The following is a 19,366-nucleotide window of genomic DNA, read 5'->3' on the forward strand; positions in this document are numbered from 1 at the left end:
GCACCGTTCCCGGCCGGACCTCTAGGCCGCTGAACCTACCCGTAGTAAGTTCGGCCGCATGACCCCTGACGCCTCCGCGCACATCGACGTTGCCGCTCCGCCCGCACGGGTGTTCGACCTGGTCAGCGACCTGCGTGGCCTCAGCGGCGTGGCCGAGGAGTACTCCGGCGGCCGCTGGCTCAACGCGGCCGGCCCCCGCGTCGGCGCCCGGTTCCGCGGCGTGAACCGGCGTGGCCGGCGGGTGTGGCCGACGGTTGCCACCGTGACCGACTGCTCCGAGTCGCGGTTCGCGTTCGAGGTCCGCTCGTTCGGGCTGGCGGTGTCGCGGTGGCAGTACGACATCGAGGCGACCGAGTCGGGGTGCCGGGTCACCGAGTCCACATGGGACCGCCGACCGGGGTGGTACAAGCCGATCACGGCGCTGGCGACCGGCGTGCGGGACCGGGCCGTGACGAACCAGCGCAACATCGAGGCGACGCTGCGGCGGCTCAAGGTGGCGGCGGAGGCGTGAGACCGGGTGCGTCGAGCACCACGCGGTTCGCGCGGACACCAATGATCAGGACGACCATCTTTTTGTAGTCCTGATCATTGGTCACAACCTCGATCAGCCGTTTTTCGGAACTAGCTCACCCAGATTGATTTCCTGTGACTTTCCGCCCGGTCCGCTGAAAGTCACCTTGGTACCGGCGAGTTTCTCGAACACGGCGACATTCGCTTCGACATTGACCGTGGTCGTCCCGTCGGTGGCCTTGTCGAACGAGTCGGGCACCAACGCGGAAACACGCGGTGCCTCACCGAGCTGATCCGATTCAGCCAGGTAGATCCCGATTCCGGTGAGCGCTTCTTTCGTGTTGCACGTCGCCGCCACCGCGCCGTCGGAACGTTGCACGTAAACGAGGCACAACCGCGACTGGTTGCCGTCGACGTAGTAGTAGTCGCGATCTCCCGCGGTGCGCAGGAACCTGGACGTGCCGGGATCGGAGATCTGCCTGCCCAGCGCCGTCTCGCGCAGCTGGGTCTTGATCTCGGGTTTCAGCTCGTCCGTCGTCGTGCGCGCCCGGTGCCGCACGACGAGCCGGTCGTCTTCCGGTGCGGCGGGTCCGGCGGTGCATCCGGCTGCCACCAGCAGCGCCACGACCCCCATCAGCAGCCTGGCCAGCACTTCATCCCCCCAAAAACAGGAGGGGGGTGCCCGTCACCGAGCACCCCCCGAACTGTCAGTCGCGGACGTAGTCGCAGGTCGCGGACGACGTCGCGGACGACGAACGGTTCCAGCACAGCGCCCACGCGGTGGTGCTCGGGATCGTCTTGTAGACGTAGCCCGTCCCGTTGACGACGTGGAACTTCGAGCCGCCGCTCTCCATGTAGATGCCGATGGGCAGCGAGCCGCCCTCGTACATCTCGTTGTAGTGCTTGCTCGCCGTGCTGTAGTTCGTGTACGCCGTGGCGGGCCGCACCGTGTTGCACCAGTAGCGCACCCGCGGTGAACCGACCGTGCACCCCATGGCCTGCACGTCACCGGCTTGGACCTGCGCGGTCGCCGTCGGTGCGGAATTCGTCGGCGTGGAACTCGTCGTGTCGGCGAATGCGGCGGGAGCCATCCCCATGGCGCCCAGCGCGAGAGCCGCGAAACCCGCGGCAACGCCTTGCTTGAAGCTGATCAAATTATCCCCCTGGTGATCGACAACGACACTTGGTCTGATCGCGATCGAGTTCGAGGTTAGCCAGACGGTCGATGGCCGTCAAGGAAAATGGTTTCACTCGATCGGTTGGTCGCGCGGAGTACCGGTTGGCTGGAATTGTCAAAATGTCGCGGATCGGCCTGGCGGGTGTGGTAGCGGGCCGCTCGCGCTGTCTGCCGGCCGGCCCGCCTGCGGGTCACCGGTTCTGCCGCCGGGTCACCGCCTCAGCCTTAAATATGTTTAAACCATTGTGGTCTAGACCGCGTTGAACCTCTTCCGTGACCTTCCCGTAGTCCTCGGTACAACCCGATCACCCCGAGGAGACACGAATGGGCGCTCGACACCGCAAGCCCGCCATGATCGGCGCGGGCGCCATGCTCGCGGTCGCTGCTGTCGCCGGTGGCATCTTCGCCTTCAGCGGCACCGACTCGAACGCGGCCGAGGACTGCGGCGGACTCGACCAGGCCCTGCGGAACAACCTGAACTTCATCGCAGGGCAGCAGGCGAACCCGGACGCGCAGTCCGACGCCCGCATCGAGAACCGGCAGGCGGTCGTGAACCTGATCAACCAGCGGCGTGCGGCCGCCGGTTGTGGCGGCAACGTCCAGGCCAAGCCGGAGGCCGGCCAGGCGGCTGTGTCCGGTGAGGACTGTGGTGGCCTGGACAAGGCGTTGCAGAACAACCTGAGTTTCATCGCCGGTCAGAAGGCGAACCCGGACGCGCAGTCCCCGGCGCGCATCGCGAACCGGCAGGCCGTGGTCGACCTCATCCAGCAGCGGCGCAAGGCGGCGGGCTGCAAGGGTGACGGCGGCGCGGCGCAGGGCGGCAACCAGGGCAACGCCGGCAACCAGGCCACGGCCCAGCCCGCACCGCAGCAGCCCGGCGCAAACCAGGGCGACAACGGCGCGTCCGGCCGGCAGGTGTGCAACGGCTCCACGGTCACGCTGTCCGGCGAGGGCGGTGCTCCCGCCGCGTCGAGCGGTGAGTTCCCGATCGGCACCACGCTCAAGGTGACGAACCTGGACAACAACAGGTCCACCACCGTGAAGGTCGCGTCGGTGTCCGGCAGCTGCGTGCTGCTGAACAACGCGGCGTTCGAGCAGGTGCGCGAGCCGGGCAAGTTCCTGATCCGCCGGGCGGTCATCGAAAAGATCGGCTGACGACGGAACAGAACCGTCAGTCCACTCAGGACAGACGGGAACGGGTGCCCTCAGGCGTGCGAGGGCACCCGTTCCCGCGAAAGAACTTCCCCCACAGCCGAAGACAGCTCGAATGTGAACGCTGATGACCTCTCCGTCAATTCGCGGAGTTCCGGCTCACCAGGTCCATTCGAAGCCGCGCACACCGGGCTGCACGTCGAGCGTCACGTCCAGCAACGTCCGCTCCGGCGGGACGGCCGAGCCGTCGGCCAGCTGCCTCACCGAGGCGGGCGGTGTGCCCTCGAACGTCACCTCCAGCACGTACTCCCGCGTGGGCAGCCGGAACTTGCGCTCGTAGCTCGTCGCGGGCGGGTACGGCGCCCGGTTCACGAGCTCGTGCTCGACCACGATGCTCTCGCCCTTGCGCAGCACCCGGTCGAACAGCAGCTCCACGACCAGGAACCCCTGCGCCTCGTCGCGCACCTCACGGCCGACCGTGCAGTGCTTCAACGCGCTGACCAGCGGCAACGGCCGATCGCGCTGGTCGACGTGCATGATCACGACCCACCGGTCCGGTCCGTTCATCGACGCCGACAGCACCTGCCGTGACCGGAAGCTGCGTTCGGTGCGGTCGGTGCCCACGGTCACGAAGTCGTGCTGGCTCACCCGGAGCAGCTGGTCGTCCCAGCGGGTTTCCACGTCGTCGAGGGCCAGTTCGACGTGCCACGGGTCCGGCCAGAACGCCGACATGGGCGCCGGTGCCGTGCGCAGCCAACGACCGCGCGGCCCGGGTGGGCCGAGCAGCTCCGACAGGTGGCCCGGCGGCAGGTGCAGGATGTGTTCCAAGTGGACGATGGCCTGCAGCGACGCCTTGCGGCCCGGTTTGCTGCGGCCGGACTGCCAGCAGCTCAGCGTCGCCGGTGAAACGGAAACGCCGTGCTGGGAAAGGTGCTCGCGGATGCGCTCCAGACCGAGACCACGATTTGTGATCGCTGTCCGGAGCGCCACCGCGAACTCGTCCACGGGCACAAACTAAAGCATTCTCAGAGCCGCCGGTAGGTCACCTGGCCATTCGGCAGCACGACTTCCACGACGTGGATGTCGTGCGGTGCCGGGCCGCCGAACGGCGCCAGCGGCACCGTCGGCAGGCCCTGCCGGTGGATCTGCACGTTCGCGTTCAGCTGCGTCGCGATCATCCGGCCCAGCAGGTTGCGGGCGTTGGCGGCACCGGTGTTCTCGGCCGCGTCCTGGTGCACGCGCCAGTTGAGGTTCTCCACCAGCGCGCCGTACAGGTGACCGGGGTGCATCGGGTGGTCGACGGTGTGGTTGGCCACCGCCGCCGTCAGGTCCTGGCTCGCCGCGGCGGAGTTGATGACCTGCGCCCGCAGCGCGGCCGGGTGCGCTCCCACCACCTGTCCGACCGCCGCGTACAGCCCGTCGGGCGTGGTCGGCGGCGGGATCGGCCGGGTGAGCACGTCGTTCGCCAGGTGGCGCAGGTGCCGGGACGTGTCGGTGACGTGGTCGGACGCCGCCAGCGCGTGCGCCGCGAGCTGCCGCTGGTCGTGCTGCAGACCGGCGGCCAGCGGCACCGGCTTCGGCGCCTTGCCGCCCGGCGGCACCGGCCGGTCCGGCGGCAGATGCGTGAACGGGGCCGGCATCGGCGCCGACACCGCGGCGTTGAGCTTGTTGCGCTGCAGGCCACCGAGGTTGCCGTCCATCGGCTTGGACACCGGCCAGCCCGAGTTCTTCGTCTCCGTGCCGTGCGGCTCGCGCAACGGCTCGGTGAACCGGTAGTCGGCGTCCGGGTCGTTCAGCTCGGCGCGCACGCCCGAGGGCGAGGTGCCCTTCTTCGCGGCCTTGTCCAGGTAGAGGCGGTCCGGCACGGTCGACAGGATCGTGTGGGACTGCGAGATGTTGCCTTCCTTGAGCTTGCCGTACGCCATCCTGGACACGTCGGTGCCGGTGTCGCCGTCGACGAAGTCCGCGACGAACGCCGCACCGCGCACCGGGTGCCGGTTGTTCTGCACGTCGATCTTCACGCGTTCGACGTCCGCCGCGTGCTGCGCTGAATCGCCGGAGGCGTGCAGCCGCGCGACCTCGCCCGCGTAGAACTCGTTCAGCTTCTTGCCGAGCTGGCCGAACTCCGCGCCGCCGTCACCGAACTTCACCTCGGGGTCGGCCAGCGGGACCAGCGCGTCGAAGAACAGGTTCGGCTCCGGCGTGTACGGCAGCAGCGGGTGGATCGCCGCCTGGTTGCGCCGGGCGTGCATGTCCGCGTCGATGTCGTGCACGACACCGGCGATGAACTCGTCGGTGACGCGCTCCCGGTACTCGGCGCGCTTCTCGTCGCTGATCTTGGTGTCGCTCTCGATGCGGTCGAGCGTGTCCTGCTTGAGCTTCGCCTGGCTCTCGGTGAGTCGGTAGCCACCACCGATCAGCAACGGCCTGGACGGTTCCGGGACGTCCTCGCGGACCTCCGGGTGGCCGGCCATCAGGTTCCGCACGTGCGCGAAGACGTGCTCGCCCGAGCGCGTGGTCCGGCTGCTCGCGTCGAAGTCCATCACGGACACGTACGGATGCGTCTCGTTGGCGGACAACGCGTGCACGGCGAACTGATGTGCGTTGCTGTGCAGCGTGGTGTTGCGCGTCTCGCCGTACTTGAAGCCGCTCTTGCCGTGCACCACGCTCGCCAGCGCGACCGGCTCCTGCCGGTTGTCCACCTTGGACTGCGCGGCGGCCAGCGCGGCGTCGATCTCGGCCTGCGTGCCCGCGTTCACGCCGAGCACGAACGCCACCTTCGCGTCACCCGCGCCGGCCATAACGCTGTCGATCACGTCGTCGAGGTCGCCGAGGTCGCTCGCCCGGACGATCATGCTGACCACGAACGACGGCGGCTCGTTGTTCTCGATGCCCTGGCGGGTGCGGTCGAGGTAGTTCTCCGCCGTGATCGGCGTGAGCGTCCGGCCGTTCGCGAGGTTCTCGAACGCGGCGTTCTGCACGCCGTGCTCGTTCGTCAGCGTGATCTGCGGCGTCGCGTCCGCCATCTCGACGTCCTGCCCATGCACGTCCTGCCCATGCACGTCCTGCCCATGCACGTCCTGGTCGGCGACGTCCTGCTCGGCAACGGCGACGTCCTCCAGCGCCTCCACCAGCTGCGGCACCTGCGAGTCGTCGAAGCTGCGGTCGTCGTCGCGGGCGCGCTTGGCCGAGCGTCCGGCGTCGTCGTCCCGCTGCCGCTTGGGCGGCATGTGCGGCGCCTGCTCGGCACCCCGCTCGTGTGGCTCGGGGACCGGCTGGTTGACCGACGCGAGCGCCTTCATGCGGTCTTCGACCAGCTGCAGGTGGCGCGGCTTGAGGTGCCCGTCGGCCGCGCCGATGCCCGCGGTCATGGGGGAGTTGTCGGAGACGACCCGGCCCCTGCCGTCCTGGTGCTGGAAGATCGGCTTCACGGCACCGGGCTCGAAGTACTCGTCCCGCAGACCGAGGAAGTGCCCGACCTCGTGCGCCAGCCTGCGCGAGTCGGTGTCCGCGGGCCAGGTGAGCTGGTCGGCCCGGCCACCGGCCGCCGACACCTCGACGGTCGCGTGGGCGTCCTTCGGGTCGTCGGTGAACTCGACGGTGACGTGGAACTGTTCACCGCCCGGCAGCCGGTAACCCTGGTTGTACAGCTCCTCCACGCCCTGGCGGGTGCGTTCCTGGACCTCCGGCGTGCCGTTGTCCAGGTGCAGGCGCACGGTGAAGTCGCGGACCTCGACCCCGTTGACGGTCATGACGCGGTTGTCGTAGGCGATCGGGCTGCGCCACGCCTGCATCTTGATGCCGTCGGGGCCCACCGTCGTGGTGTTCATGACGCCGCCGTCCTCGCCACGCACCCAGCTGGTGGCCGGGGTGGTGGCACGGGCGTTCGCGATGTCCTGCGACGAGACCGGCTGCCGCGGGTCGAACCACGGGGCGCCGGTCGCGGTGCTGTGCAACGGATCCGGGTTGTCCGCGGGCGGCAGGCCCGGCGTCTGCTGCTGTGGCGGTGCGGACGGGGCCGAGAGGTCGTCCTCCAGCAGCATCATGTCGACGAGCTGCCGGCGCAGCTGCCCGGCGAGCTCCGGCGTGACCTGCACGCCCAGCCCGCCCTGCAGGACCGCGCTGTTGCCGTCGACCTGCGCGGTGAACCCGCTCGCGGTGTCGGTGCCGTCACCCGCGATCAGGCCGGTGGCGCTGAGCCGCTGGAACACCCACGCCGCCTGGTCCGCGGTGGTGGTGCCGGTGTACGGGTTGTCGCGGACGTCGTCGGCGATGTCGGGCTCGCCGAACAGCTCCTTCTCCGCGACCTTCTGCGCGAGGTTGGTGGCCCGGTTGAAACCCTTGTCGTGGTTGAAGAACTCCGACGCGATGTAGTCGGCACCCTGCCGGTCGAACGGCAGGTGGGCGATTGTGCCCCACAGGCCCTGCGCCCAGTTGTCGAACGCCGACCGGCCACCGGTGGTGAACGAGTCGAGCTGCTCAGCCTCGATCACCGGGCGTTCGAAGGCCTTGTTGAACGCCTTGGTGACCGCGTCCAGGCCGTGCTGCTCGATCATCGCGGCGACGGCGTTGGTCCTGGTGTGCAGGACCGCGGAGGCGTGCAGCAGGTGCAGACCCGCCTCGGCGTGGACGAACCGGTCGGGGTTGTTCCGCAGCGAGGCCTCGACGTTGCGGATCAGGGACGGCGCGGTCGACATGGCGTCGGCGGTGAGGGCCGCGAGCTGGGTGTCGGCCTCGGTCTGGGCGGCGTCGGCGTCCGCGTCGCTGTCGGTGTTCGCGTTGTCGGCATTGGTGTCGTCGGTGTCCGCCTCGGCTGCACTCCGGCTGGCTTCGGCACCGTGGCTGGTCTCGGCGTCGCTGCGGCCGGTTTCGGCGCTTGCCCGGCTCGACTCCGCCGCGCTGGACGCCGCCACGCTCGACTCGCCTTGCCGCGGCAGCGGTGGCAACGGCTTCTGGCCCGACTGCGGGTCGGTCCCCGAAGTGGCGGCGTCGGTGTCCGCACCGGACGCCGTGCCGCTGGTGCTCGCCTCCGTGCTGCCGCCGGTCGACGGCAACGGCGGCAACGGCGGCAACGGCGGCAACGGCTTCACTTCCGAAGCCTCCGGTGTCGCGCCCTCCGCTGCCGAGATCTTCGCCGCCGAGCCCTCCGGTGCGGAGGTCTCCGGTGCGGAAGGCGCCGCCCCGGAGGGCGCCTGTGCGGAAGGCGAGGCAGGCGCGGGAGGTGCCGGTGGCGTCTGCGCCGCGGTGTTGAACGCGTCGACCTCCCGGTCCACCTTCGCCTTGGCGTCCCACCACTCCTGCTGCTTGGCGTCCGCCGCGCGCCGGGCGTCGTCGAGCTTGGTCTCCGCGGCCTTGATCTTCTGCTCGGCCGCTGCCCGCTCGTCCGCGAGCTGCTGGTGTGCCTGCTCGGCGGCGGCGCGTGCGGCGTCGGCCTGGGTGACGGCACGTTCCTGGTTCTGCAGCTCCACCCGTGCCGCGGCCGCGGCGGCGCGCTGGGTGTCCAGCTCGGTGTGCGCGTCGGCCAGTTGCTGCTGGGCCTGCGTGAGCGCGTGGTGCGCCGCGTCGGCCTCGGCGGACAGCCGGTCGAGCTCGGGCCGGGGCGCGCCGGCGACCTGGGCGTCGTCCAAGGCGTCCTTGGTGGCCAGGGCGTCCAGGCTCAGCGACGAGACCTGTGGCGTCAGCTCCTGGATCGTGGCACGGGTGCGGGCCACCTCGGCGGCGGTGTTCGCTGCCGCCGTCTCCAGCGCCGGGAGCTGGGCCTGGGCGTCGAGGTGGGCGTCGATGGCGGTGTTCAGCGCCGTCGCGGTGGCACCGATCGGCTGGTCGGTGCGCGCCAGCACGGCAGCGGCCTCGTTGATCGCGTCCTGGGCCTCGTGCCGTGCGGCCTCGACCTCCTTCTCGGCGGTCCGCCAGTCGTCGGCCGCCTTCTTGACCTCGGCCTGCGCGTTGGTCAGCGAGTCGCCGAACTCGTGCTTCAGCACCGTCTGCGCCTCGGTGGCCGGCATGCGCACGCCCGCCGAGCCCGGCACTGTCAGGTCGACGACACCGGTCTTGCCGCCGATGGTCGCGACCACCCGGTACTCGACGTCGAACTGCACCAGCCCGCTGCGCGCGGTCTCGCTCGGCTTGAGCGCGCCACCGGCGGCCTGCGACGGTCCACCGGACACGGCGGCCGAGTCCTCGCCCGCGTGCCGCAGCTCGACACCGCCGGTGCCGATGTTGACGGTGTCACGGGGGTCGGTGCCCTGCTTGACCGCCGCGCTGCCCTGCGCGAGACCGACCGACACGTCGGCGGTCTCGGACACCTTGGCCTCGCCGGAGGTCTCGCTGGTCTTCGTGGTCAGCGGCTTCTCGATCTTCACGCCGTCGCTGAGCGCGTCCAGGCGCGGGTTCACGAGCTTCGCGTAGACCTTGACGTCGGCGTCCTGCCCGAACGTCAGCGCGGCCTCGTGCAGGCCGGGCACGGTCAACGGCCCGGACAGCATCGACGGCAGGTGCGGCTGCAGGTTCTCCGGACTCAGCGTCGACAGCAGGCTGTTCAACGCGCCGGTGCCCTTGCCGGTCAGGCCCTTGCCGGCGCCCGCCTCGGTCAGCGCCTTCACGGCGGCGTCGCGCAGGTCCCCGGCACCGCGCAGGTTCTCCACGGACGCGGTCGTCGGCAGCTGCGCGGCACGGGCGTCCTGCTGGAACGCGAACGCCGCCTCCGGCGTGCCGAACTCGCTGCCGCGCCTGCTCGCCGCCGACATGTACGGCTGCGGCGTCGTGCCGCTCGCGATCCTCTGGTTGTCCGCGTGCGTGCGGACCACCATCTCCTGCTTGCCGCTCTTGGCCTCGGCGACGACCTTCGAGCCCTTCTCCACCACGAGCTCGAACTCGACCGGCACGGTGTAGCGCGCCGCCGGTCCGCTGGCCGTGCGCGAGTGGCTGAACGCCTCGCTGACCGAGTTCGTCACGGAACTGCTCTTGCTGCCACCGATGTTCGCGCCCACGCTGGCCCCGGCGGTGCCGGAGACGTTCGGGTTGGCGCTGCCCGGCGCGGCGAGACCCGGTGCGCGCACGCCGACACCCCAGCCGGAGCCGCGGCCCTGGCCGTCGCTGTCCTTGCGGGAACCGCCGGTGTTGTGGGTCATGTCGACGCCGTCGTTGACGACCTGGTCGAACCGCGGCGTCTCCGCCTTGGCGCGCAACGTGACCTGGTAGGAGTCCTTGCCGAACGTGCCCGGCTGGTGCACCAGCAGCGGCACGCCGCCGTCGAGCGCACTGTCGATCATCGCCTTCACGCTGGTCGGCGAGTTCAGGTCGACGATGCGCTGCAGGTTGCTCATCGAGTCCTTGAGCACCGAGTCCGGGATCAGCGCGTCGCTGCCGAACTTCTTCGTCTTCGTCGCGAGGTCGTCGGTCAGCCTGTTGACCACGTTCGAGAGGTCGGGCACCTGTTCCACATTGGACAGTCCCAGTGCGCCGGGCTCACCGTCGACCACCGTCGCCGGCGGCGCCATCTTCGGGAAGTCCGGCTTGGGCACGTTCGGTGCCACCGTCGGCAACGCGCCCAGCTCCCGCGCGACGTCCTCGGACACGCGCACGAACACCGACTTCGGCATGTTGACCGTGACGCCCGCGGCGTGCGGGGTGCCGCCGCGCACGAAGTTCCCGGCGCGGCTCTCGCCGACGATCGTGAACTCGGCGTCGATCTGGACGAGCACGGTCCGCGCGTCGGACGGGGTGGTCTTGCCGCGGTCGACGTTGCCGCCGATCTCGTTCGACTCGGTCTTCGTGTCCGACCACGGCGTCACCTTGCCGGTGACCGCGGCGCCGCCGGACCCGCTGGTCTGCGACGGCGTGCCCGCGGGCGGTGGGGTGACGTTCGGGCGCACCGGCACGTTGATGCCGGCGGTGAGGTCGACCGACCTGCTGGTGGAGGACGACTCACCGGCCTTGTAGCCGCCGCTGACCGAGTTGTCGGCACCGGTGGTGTCCGAAATGGACACCAGCTTGGCCTCGCCCAGCTTCACCGACATGCCGATGGCGCCGCTGCGGTCGGTGACTCGCCGGTCGTACTTGAGTCCCTGCTCCTGGATGCCGGTCTCCACCAGCCGCTGGAGGTTCGCCTTGATGTTCTCCGGGGTGAACATCTTGTCGATCTGGGCACGCGCGGCGGTACCGGGCACGGTCAGCGCCGAGTCACCACCGGCGGCGCGGTTGAGCGCGTCGATCGCCTGGTCGCGCAACGCCGTGGTGTTCGCGACCGCCTCGACGCCCAGGAACTCCGGCGACTTCGGCCGGGCGTCCCTCGGGTTGAGCAGGTCCTTGACCGTCGGCGCGTCCTTGAGGGGTGTCGGTTGCGGGGCACCGGGCTTGAACCCGTCACCGGGGTCGTTCTTCAGCGTCGACGAGTCCGACACCCACAGGTTGACCTTGCCGTCGATCTTGTCCAGGCCCGCGCCGGTCTTCGCCACGACCTTCGGCCGCGGCGAGTGGAAACCGGGCGCGCCCGGCACGATGTTGCGCACCCACGAACGCGGCCGGGTGAACGAGGTGATCTCCACCTCGAACTCCACATCCTGCTGGAAGACCTGCGCGTCCGCGCTGCCGGGGTTCGCCGCGGTGCCCGACACCGCCGGCCCGGCCGAGGTCTTGTCCGTCCACGAGTGCGTGTAGGACGCGCCGACCTGCGGCGCCGGGGTCAGCGCGGCGACACCCGTCTTGACCGGGATGTTCACCCGGCCCTGCACGCCACCGCTCCAGCCCTTGGTGGTGCTGGTGTTGGCGTCGAGCTTCGGCCCGGTCGTGGTCGAGTCGCTGACCGGGCGCGCGTCGGCCTGGCCGAGGTGCTTCGGGTTGGTCAGCTTCGCCTTGACCGTGACGTTGACGTAGGTGTTCGTGGTCTTGCCGGAGTTCTTCAGCTGCACCTGGACGCCGGGGCCGAGCAGGCTGTCCATGTTCGCCTTGAGCGCGGCGGGGGAGAGGTTCGCGGTCAGCTTGCGCTGGTTCGCGAGCTGCTCGGCGACGTCGGAGTAGCTCTGGCCCTTGCTGCTGCGCGGGTTCGCGTCCGGGTTGTTCCACGCGGGCAGGAACTTCTCGAAGCCGGGCAGCTCCCGCAGCGCGCCCTCGACCTGGCCCTGCACCTTGGTCGCGGGCACGAACTCGCCGACCTTGGCGTTGCCGGCCGCGAGCGTGTCGGCGAGGTAGGGCGGCAGGAACCTGGTGTCCGCCGTGGCCGGGTCGGTCGTCGTGGCGCGGGTGCCGTCCGGGGTGGGCAGGCCCACCGCGCCGGCCTCGTGCAGCCCCATGCGCATGTGCGTGGTGACCGGGATCTTGACGCTGTCGCCCGCGGGCGTGCGCACCTCGACCTCGGCGGTGACCTCGTACAGGCCCGTCTCGTTCTTGACGCCGATACCGGTCTTGCGGTTGGTGCTCGACCCCGCGCTCACGCCCTCCGCGGTCCGCGAGGAGTAGGTGAGCGTGCCACCGACCGTGCCGCCGACCTTGCCGGGCACGCCGATGTTGCCGCCGACACCGGCGGTGACGTCGAAACCGGTCTTGGTGGTCGCGGACACGCTGCTGCCCCAGGCGGAGGTGTCCTTCAGGTCCAGCGCGGCCTTGTCGTGCGTGCCGACCAGCTTCGCGTCCTTGAGCGTGGCGGTCATCTGCACCGCCGCGCCCTTGCTCGCGTGCGGGCTGACCAGGTCCGGCGAGGTGACGAACCCGCCGAGCATCGCGGGCAGGTTGTTGCGGATCGAGGTGGGGCTGAGGAAGTTCTGCAGCGCCTCGCGGCCGGGCGACCCGACCTTCGTGATCGACGGGTGCAGCTTCTCCGCGACGTCGGAGAACGCCTTCGCGGAGTTGCCGACCACCACCGCTTCCGGCACCGCGTGCTCGACCTTGGTGCCCCACGCGGTGTCCGCGGGGGTGACCACGTCGGAGCTCTTGCCGGAGTCGACGATCGTGCTGAGGTCGGCCGGGATCTGCAGCGTCACGTCCGGACCGGTGCTCAGCGTGGCGAACTGCTTCGGGTTTCCGCTCGCGTCGGTGACCGTGATCTCGAACGACACCGGCACCGTGAGCTGCTTGGAGCCCTCGCCGGACTTGATCGCGCGCTGCTCGGTGATCGTGTTCGTGGTCGCCTGCGAGACCGCGGGCGTGGCCAGCGCGGCCTTGCCGCCCAGCGAGCCGTACGGGCCCATCGCGGTGCCGGCGGTCACCGACCCGCCGACGTCGTTGGACGTGGCGATGGTGTTCGTCGTGGTCGACGCGGCGGCGGCCTGGTAGTTCCGGTCCACCTTGGTGTCCGGCGCGTCCGTGGCGGCCTTGCCGGTGTCGGCCTTCATCTCGGCGCGGATGTTCGCCTCGAACCAGGCGTTGTCGATCTTCACCTGGAAGTTGCGGCCGCTGTCGAGGAACGTCTCGAAGTCGTTCTCCAGCGCGTGCTTGATGCGCGTGGCGTCGTCCGGCCTGAGGCCCTGGATCTCGCCCACGACGGCGTCCGCGCCGCGCACGCCGGTCGGCGTGATCGAACCGAGCGCCCTGTTGTCGGAGAAGAAGCTCGGCAGGTTCGTGCCGGGCACCTGGCCGACGGGCTGCGGTGCGATCGTGGTCATCGGGATGACCGGGTTCGGTGTCGGCCTCGGCGGCACCTGGCGGCCGTCGGTGTCCTGGCCCGCGTTCCGAGCGGTGTCGGAGTCCGTCCGGGTTTCCGGAGCGGCCTGGGTTTCGGGCGCTGCCTGGGTTTCGGGAGCTGCCTGGGTTTCCCCGTCCGCGGCGGTCTGGGCGGGCTGTGCGGTGGGCTGCACGTCGCTCTGGCCGACCGGCCCGGCGGCGTCCGGGTTCGTCCCCGGTGGACGGCCGGTGCCGGTGTTCGGGTCGGCCGACGACTGGCCGGGGAGGGTGCCGGGCAGGGTTGGCGCCGGGCGGGACGGTGCCGGCCTGGACTGCCTTGCGTCGGGGTCGGTGGTGCCGCTGCCGGGCGAGCGGTCGGACGGCGGCGGGACCGGGGCGCGCCTGCTGTTCGAGGGGCCGGCCTCGGTCGACGGCACGTGCGGGCGGTAGCTCGTCTTGCCGTTCTGGTTGGGCCGCGCGTCCAGCTCGATCGGCGCGCCCCACCTGGGAGCCGCCTTGGGCTTGGCCGTGGAGTTGTGCTTCGGCCGCTCCACGAACGGTTCGAGCCGCTGGGGCCCGCCCTCCAGGCCGTGGACGATGATCGGGCGCTTGAGCTCGGTCGCGAGAACGCGGCCGGCCAGTTCTTCAGCCTTGGCGGCGACCTTGTTGTCGGCCTCCGCAGCCTTCGCGTCCGCGTCGTTCTGGGCGTCGCGCTGGTTCTGGTCGAGCTCTTGGCCGGGCGTGCCGGTGTTGTCGACCGGGTGGTCGTAGTTGCTGTCGCCCTTGAAGTCCGACGGGACCTCGGTCTTCGGCGTCGGGCCCGGCTCGGCGAACGCGTTGACCAGGTGGCCGTTCTCGATGCCGTGCTGCTGGCGGAACTCCGCGATCTGGGCGGTGATGTCGGGAGAAGCGGTCGCTCCCTTCTCCGCCGCCCGCTGCCGCAGGTCCTGCGGAGGCGGCGGGGTCTTGGCCTTGCCCTTCTTGCCCGTCTCCGGCTGGCCCAGCGCGTCGCTGACGGCCTGGAACATGCCGTCCGGCCGCGGATCGCCCGCGATCGGCAGGACCTGGTGTTGCAGCGCGCCGAACGTGCGCTGGACGTTGCTGTTGTTGTCCGACAGCGCGATGTTCAGCGCCGAGGCCGTCTTGTGCTGCTTGGCGCTCGGGTCGATGTGGTCGAGGTTGCGCTCGGTGTCCACGTCCTCGTCGACATCGCTGTCCGCGTCGTCGTCGACATCGTTCTCGGCGTCGTTCTCGATGTCCTGGTCGACGTCCATGTCGTTGTCGAGGTCCGCGTTCGGGTCCTCGGCCTCGACGCCGCTGTCGGTCTTCTGCGGGTCGATGCCCGAGTAGCCGGACCCGTCCGGCAGCGGGGCGGACACGCCCTGGTTGAGGGTGTTCTTGTCCTCCCAGCCCAGCCGCAGGGCGTCCTTCTGGCTCGGCGTCCAGCCGGTGCCGACCTGCTCGACCTGACCGGTCTCCGGGTTGAACTGCGAGCCGTGCGCCTGCGCGGGTTCACGGGCGGCGGGGTCCTTGCCCTTGAACTCCTTGCGGATGCCCGCGAGCCCGACGTCCTTCTTCGCCGCCTTCGAGGCCTTCGGCCCGTCACCGCCGAAGAAGCGGTTCGGCACGTTCTTCAGGTCGACGTGCGACTGCGGCCACGACTTGCCCTCGGTCTTCGCGAACCCGAGTGCGAGCCGTGACAGGTCGGTCGCGACCGCGGCGTCCACGAAGTCGTTGGTGAACGTCTCACCGCGGTAGGGGTTGCGGTTGGTCTGGCTGTCGACGCCGACACCGGTCTCGACGGTGAACTGGTCGGCCCTGCCCTTGAAGCCGGGGTCGGACTGGGCGAGGTTCTCCTTGGCCCTGATCTCCGCGTCGACCGAGCTCAGCACCTGCGCCTGGCTCGGGCTCGGCTTGCCGCCCTGGGCCGCGATGTCGGCTTCGAGCTGCGCCTTGGTGTCCTTGAGGTCCTGGTTGAGCTCCGGCTTGGGCAGCTGGTTGGTGTGGATGTCGACGAGCTCCTTGCCGGCGAAGTCGTTCATCGACTTGCCGAGCCCGTTGTACTCCGCCTCGCCGTGGCTGAACTTCACGTCCGGGTCGACGAGCGGCACGACGGCGTCGATGAAGAGGTTCGGCTCCGGCCCGTACGGCAGCAGCGGATGTGTGTCGCCCTGCCGGACGCGCGCGTCCATGTCGTTCTTCATGGCCTGCTCGAAGCGCTGCGGGAAGTCCGGCCGGTTGATCTCGGCCTGCGCCTTGTCGAGCTTCTTGATCAGCGCGTCGCGCTTCTTCTTCGGCAGGTTCGGGGCGCTCGCCCGTTCCTTGTCGATGCGGGCCTGGACGTCGTCCACCAGCTGCTTCGGGTCGCCCACGCGGTAGCCGCCGGTGTACATCAGCGGCCGGACGGGGCCCGCGTCGGTGTCGAGCGAGTCGGCGACGTGGTTGAAGATGTCCTTCTTCTCGCCGGTCACCTTGCGCGAGCCGGTGTCGAAGTCCTGGATGGACAGGTACGGGTGCGTGCCCTTGCCGACCATCGCGCCGACCGCGAACCTGTTGGCGTCACTGGTCATCGTCTCGTTGCGCATGTCGCCGTACGGGAACTTGCCCGTGTCCGGCGTCGGCGGCAGCTGCACCAGCGCGATCGGCTCCGGCCGGCCGGAGACCTTGGCGTTGGCGTCGTTGATCGCGGCGACCATCGCATCGGTGTCGGCGGACTTGCCGTTCACACCGATGACGAAGACCATGTTGTCCCTGTGCTTGCCGGCGTCCTGGACGACGGCGTCGATCACCGCGTTGATGTCGGTGTTCGGGTCGCTCAGCTGGCCGTGGCCGACGATCATGTTGACGACGAACGACGGCGGCTTGTTGTTCTCGACGCTGTCCTTGAGCTTGCCGAGGTAGTTGTCCTTGGTGGGGATGTCGATCGTGCCCTCGCCGAGCTTGGCGAACGCCGGGTTGAACTTGGTGTTCGGGCCGATCTCGTTGATCGACATGGTGCTCATCTGCTCGACGAGCGCGTCGGTGCTGTTGTCGGTGTTGTTCTCGGCGCCGTCGTTGTTCTCGTTGGCCTCGGCCTCGGCCTCGGCGTCGTTGTCGGCGTTGGTGTCGCTGTCGACGTCCATGGCGCTGTTGTCCACAATGGACGACTGCGCCTGCGTGCCGGTGTACCGGGTGTCGCTGGTGTTCGGCTTCTTGGTCTGCCGGTCCTCGACGTCGCTGTCGCTGTCGCTGTCCTCGTCGCGGCCGCGCTTGTCGCCGGTGTTCGCGTCCTTCGTCTGCGGTGCCGAGCGGGTGTCGGTGTCGTTGGCGGGGTTGCTGTTCTGGTCGGCGTTGCCCCGCGTGTCGGTGTCCGGCTGCGCGCCGGAGTTGTTCTGGGTGTCCGTGTTCGGCTGGGGCGTGGGGCCGGGCGTGTCCAACCTGGTGTCGTGCACCACCGCCTGGTTGTTGGCGGTGTTCTCGATCAGCCACAGGTGCCGCGGCCGCAGGCCGGGGTCGGTCTTCACGTCGAGGACGTCGGCGCCCATCATGCTGCCGTCGTTCTCGTGCACCGCGCTGCCGGTCTCGTGCTGCTGGAAGACGCGCGAGGAGTCGCGGTACTCGTCCGGGATGCCGAGGTAGTGCAGCGTCTCGTGGGCGAGGCCCTCGGGGGAGGCGTCGGGGTTCCAGTTCTTCTGGTCGGTGTTCGTGCCGCTGTCGCCGACCGTGATCTTCGCGTGCGCGTCGGCCCTGTTGTCGGTGAACTCGACGTTGACGTGGAACTGGTCGCCGCTGGGCATGCGGAAGCCCTGGTTCAGCAACGAGTCGACGCCGTCGGTGACCTTCTGCTTGAGGTCCTCGACGACGTTGGTGTTCGTGTTGGTGCCGGGATCCACGTACATCTTGACCGTGTACTCCTGCACGAAGTTGCCAGGGGTGGTCTCGATGCGGCGCAGGTCGTAGGAGATGACGCCCTCGTAGGACTCGACCTTCGACGGCGTGCTGATCGTCTTGACGTCGGCGACCTCGGTGTCGACCCTGCCGACGTGCGCGCCCTCGCGGCGGTCCTGCCACGTGCGCGGGTCGACCGGGTCCTTGGGCGCGAACCAGTCGGCGGTCTTGGCCGGGTCGTGCCGCCAGGACTCGTCCTTGAGGACGTCCTTGCCCTGGTGCGACTCCGGCGTCGGCGGGGTCGCCCGCGGCGGCGCGCCACCGCTCTTGACGGTGGGCGCGTCGTTCTTCGGCTGCGGGGGAGCGGGCGGGGCCGGAGGGGGCGGCGGGGCGTCGTTCTTGGGGGCCGGGCGGCCGTCGGTGCCCCTCGTGTCGCTGCCCTTGGTGTCGCTGCCCTTTGCGTCGTTGCTCTTGCTGCCGTTGTCCGAGTTGCTCTTGTCGGTGTCGCCCCTGTCGGTGTCCGGCTTGCCGTTGGTGCCGTTGGTGCCGTTCGTGTCGGGCTTGCCGTCGCTGTCGAGCTGGGTCTCGCTGTCCGGCGTGACCCACTCCAGGCCGGCCCACTTGTTCTTGAGGTCCGGGTCGAACATGGCGTCGAAGTCGGACTTCTTGATCGCCGGCACGTCGTGCGGCATGTAGCCGGGGTTGAACCCGAGGTCGAGCCCGCCCGGGTCCATCGCGACCTGCCCGATGAGCCCGATCTGCGGCGGCAACCCGTTGTCCGCCAACGCGTTCGGCCCCGACACATCGGGCGCCTGCTTCTTGAGCTCCGCCGGCAGGTTTTCCGGGTCGACACGCGTCGACAGCGAGTCGAACTTCTGCGGGATGACGTCCGCGAACTTGTTGATCAGCGCACCGTTCGGCGGCGTGACGATGAACGCGTTGCCGAGCTCACCCTCCTTCCACCGCGCGTCGGCGGCCGCCTGCACGTTCTCCGGCGTGAGCTGCGCGTCGGGATCGTCGAGGGCGTTCTGCACGCTCTTGGTGTCGCGCAGCCGCGGCCCGATCACCGGCACGTCGGTGGGGTGCATCTTCATGTCGCCGATGTCCTTCAGCGACACCCCGCCGGGCTTGACGTCGACGTCGACGTACACGCCACCGTTCTTCGACAGCACCGCGTACCGGGCGATGTCCGACGCGAGGTTGTAGGCGTTGGCCTTCGGGTCCTGCGCGGCCTGGTAGACCTGGTTGATCGTGGTGTCGGTCTTGCCCTCGTTGCGGGCGGCGACGTCGTTGGACAGGTCGTTGACCAGTGCGTCGACATCGGAGTTGATCTCGATGCCCGCTGCTTCGAGCTGCGCCTTGACCTCCGGGTCCCAGCCGGCGCTGGACCCGTCGGTCCACAGCGTCGCCTTCCAGTCGCCGTTGGTGTCCTTGACCTGCTGCGCCCACTCGAGCATGCCGTTGACGCTGTCCGGCGTCGGCGTCTTGCCGAACCAGGCGAAGTGCAGCTCCTTGGGCACCTCGACCTTGCCCTCGTCACCCTTCTTCTGCACCGCGGCGTCGTAGTGCTGCTTGAGGTCCGCGCCGACGTCCGTCCCGTTGAGACGGTTGATGAGGATGCGCGCCTTGGCCGGGTTGCCCGCGTTGACGGCGGCGTCGATCTCGGCCTTGACGGCCGGGACGTCGATGGTGGCCGGGTTGGGGTTGCCCTTGAGCAGGTCGACCCAGGGGTTGTTCTGCGTGGTGGGGTTCGGCGCCGGTGCCGCGCTGGGGACCGACGTGATCGTCGGCGGCTTCTTGCTGGTCAGGCTCTTGATGAAGTCGAGGCCGAGCCACTTCTTGAGCTTGGCCCGCTTGCCGCCCTTGCCGTCGGGGCGCGTCTGCGCCTGGAAACCGGCGGCGGCGGGGTTGGAGCGGGGGACGACGTTGGGCGCCGGGTTCGCGCTCGTCGACGGGGCAGGGGTGTTGACATGCGCCGGGGGCACGACGGTGGCGACGAAGACGTCGGGGGTGACGTTCGGGGCCGGTGCCGGGGTGGTGCTGGGGGCCGGGTTGGCACCACCG

At 69.8% G+C, this 19,366-nt stretch carries 6 protein-coding genes; 2 read left to right on the forward strand and 4 right to left on the reverse strand.

Going from position 1 to position 19,366, the window contains the following annotated elements; all coding sequences use genetic code 11:
- Window positions 1-58: 58 nt before the first annotated feature.
- Window positions 59-511 carry an SRPBCC family protein gene (locus tag ADL03_RS14745; protein WP_053733920.1) on the forward strand — a complete coding sequence of 151 codons (453 nt, stop codon included), beginning with the start codon at window positions 59-61 and terminating at the stop codon, window positions 509-511.
- A 93-nt stretch (window positions 512-604) separates the two neighbouring features.
- Here the strand turns inward: ADL03_RS14745 and ADL03_RS14750 are convergent, their stop codons facing one another.
- Both ADL03_RS14750 and ADL03_RS14755 read right to left on the reverse strand, forming a co-directional pair.
- Complete coding sequence (locus tag ADL03_RS14750; RefSeq protein ID WP_053733921.1) at window positions 605-1,162, reverse strand: hypothetical protein; 558 nt, start codon at window positions 1,160-1,162, stop codon at window positions 605-607.
- 55 nt (window positions 1,163-1,217) lie between these two features.
- Entirely contained in the window at window positions 1,218-1,664 is a 447-nt protein-coding gene (locus ADL03_RS14755) for a hypothetical protein (protein WP_053733922.1), read from the reverse strand.
- Between the two features lie 347 nt (window positions 1,665-2,011).
- On the opposite strand from ADL03_RS14755, the gene ADL03_RS14760 reads away from it, so the two are divergent.
- Window positions 2,012-2,842, forward strand: a complete 831-nt coding sequence (locus ADL03_RS14760; protein WP_053733923.1) for a hypothetical protein — start codon at window positions 2,012-2,014, stop codon at window positions 2,840-2,842.
- A 156-nt stretch (window positions 2,843-2,998) separates the two neighbouring features.
- Here ADL03_RS14760 and ADL03_RS14765 read toward each other — a convergent pair whose 3' ends face one another.
- Both ADL03_RS14765 and ADL03_RS14770 read right to left on the reverse strand, forming a co-directional pair.
- Window positions 2,999-3,844, reverse strand: coding sequence for a hypothetical protein (locus ADL03_RS14765; RefSeq protein ID WP_197288322.1), 846 nt, complete (start codon window positions 3,842-3,844; stop codon window positions 2,999-3,001).
- A 20-nt stretch (window positions 3,845-3,864) separates the two neighbouring features.
- Window positions 3,865-19,287 carry a glycosyltransferase gene (locus ADL03_RS14770; protein ID WP_231641839.1) on the reverse strand — a complete coding sequence of 5,141 codons (15,423 nt, stop codon included), beginning with the start codon at window positions 19,285-19,287 and terminating at the stop codon, window positions 3,865-3,867.
- Between the last annotated feature and the right edge of the window lie 79 nt (window positions 19,288-19,366).

The organism is Nocardia sp. NRRL S-836 (assembly GCF_001279525.1).
Classification (GTDB): domain Bacteria; phylum Actinomycetota; class Actinomycetes; order Mycobacteriales; family Pseudonocardiaceae; genus Lentzea.

Coding starts and splice junctions, on each gene's coding strand:
- ADL03_RS14745 (WP_053733920.1), top strand. CDS start 59: ATGACCCCTGACGCCTCCGCGCACATCGACGTTGCCGCTCCGCCCGCA.
- ADL03_RS14760 (WP_053733923.1), top strand. CDS start 2,012: ATGGGCGCTCGACACCGCAAGCCCGCCATGATCGGCGCGGGCGCCATG.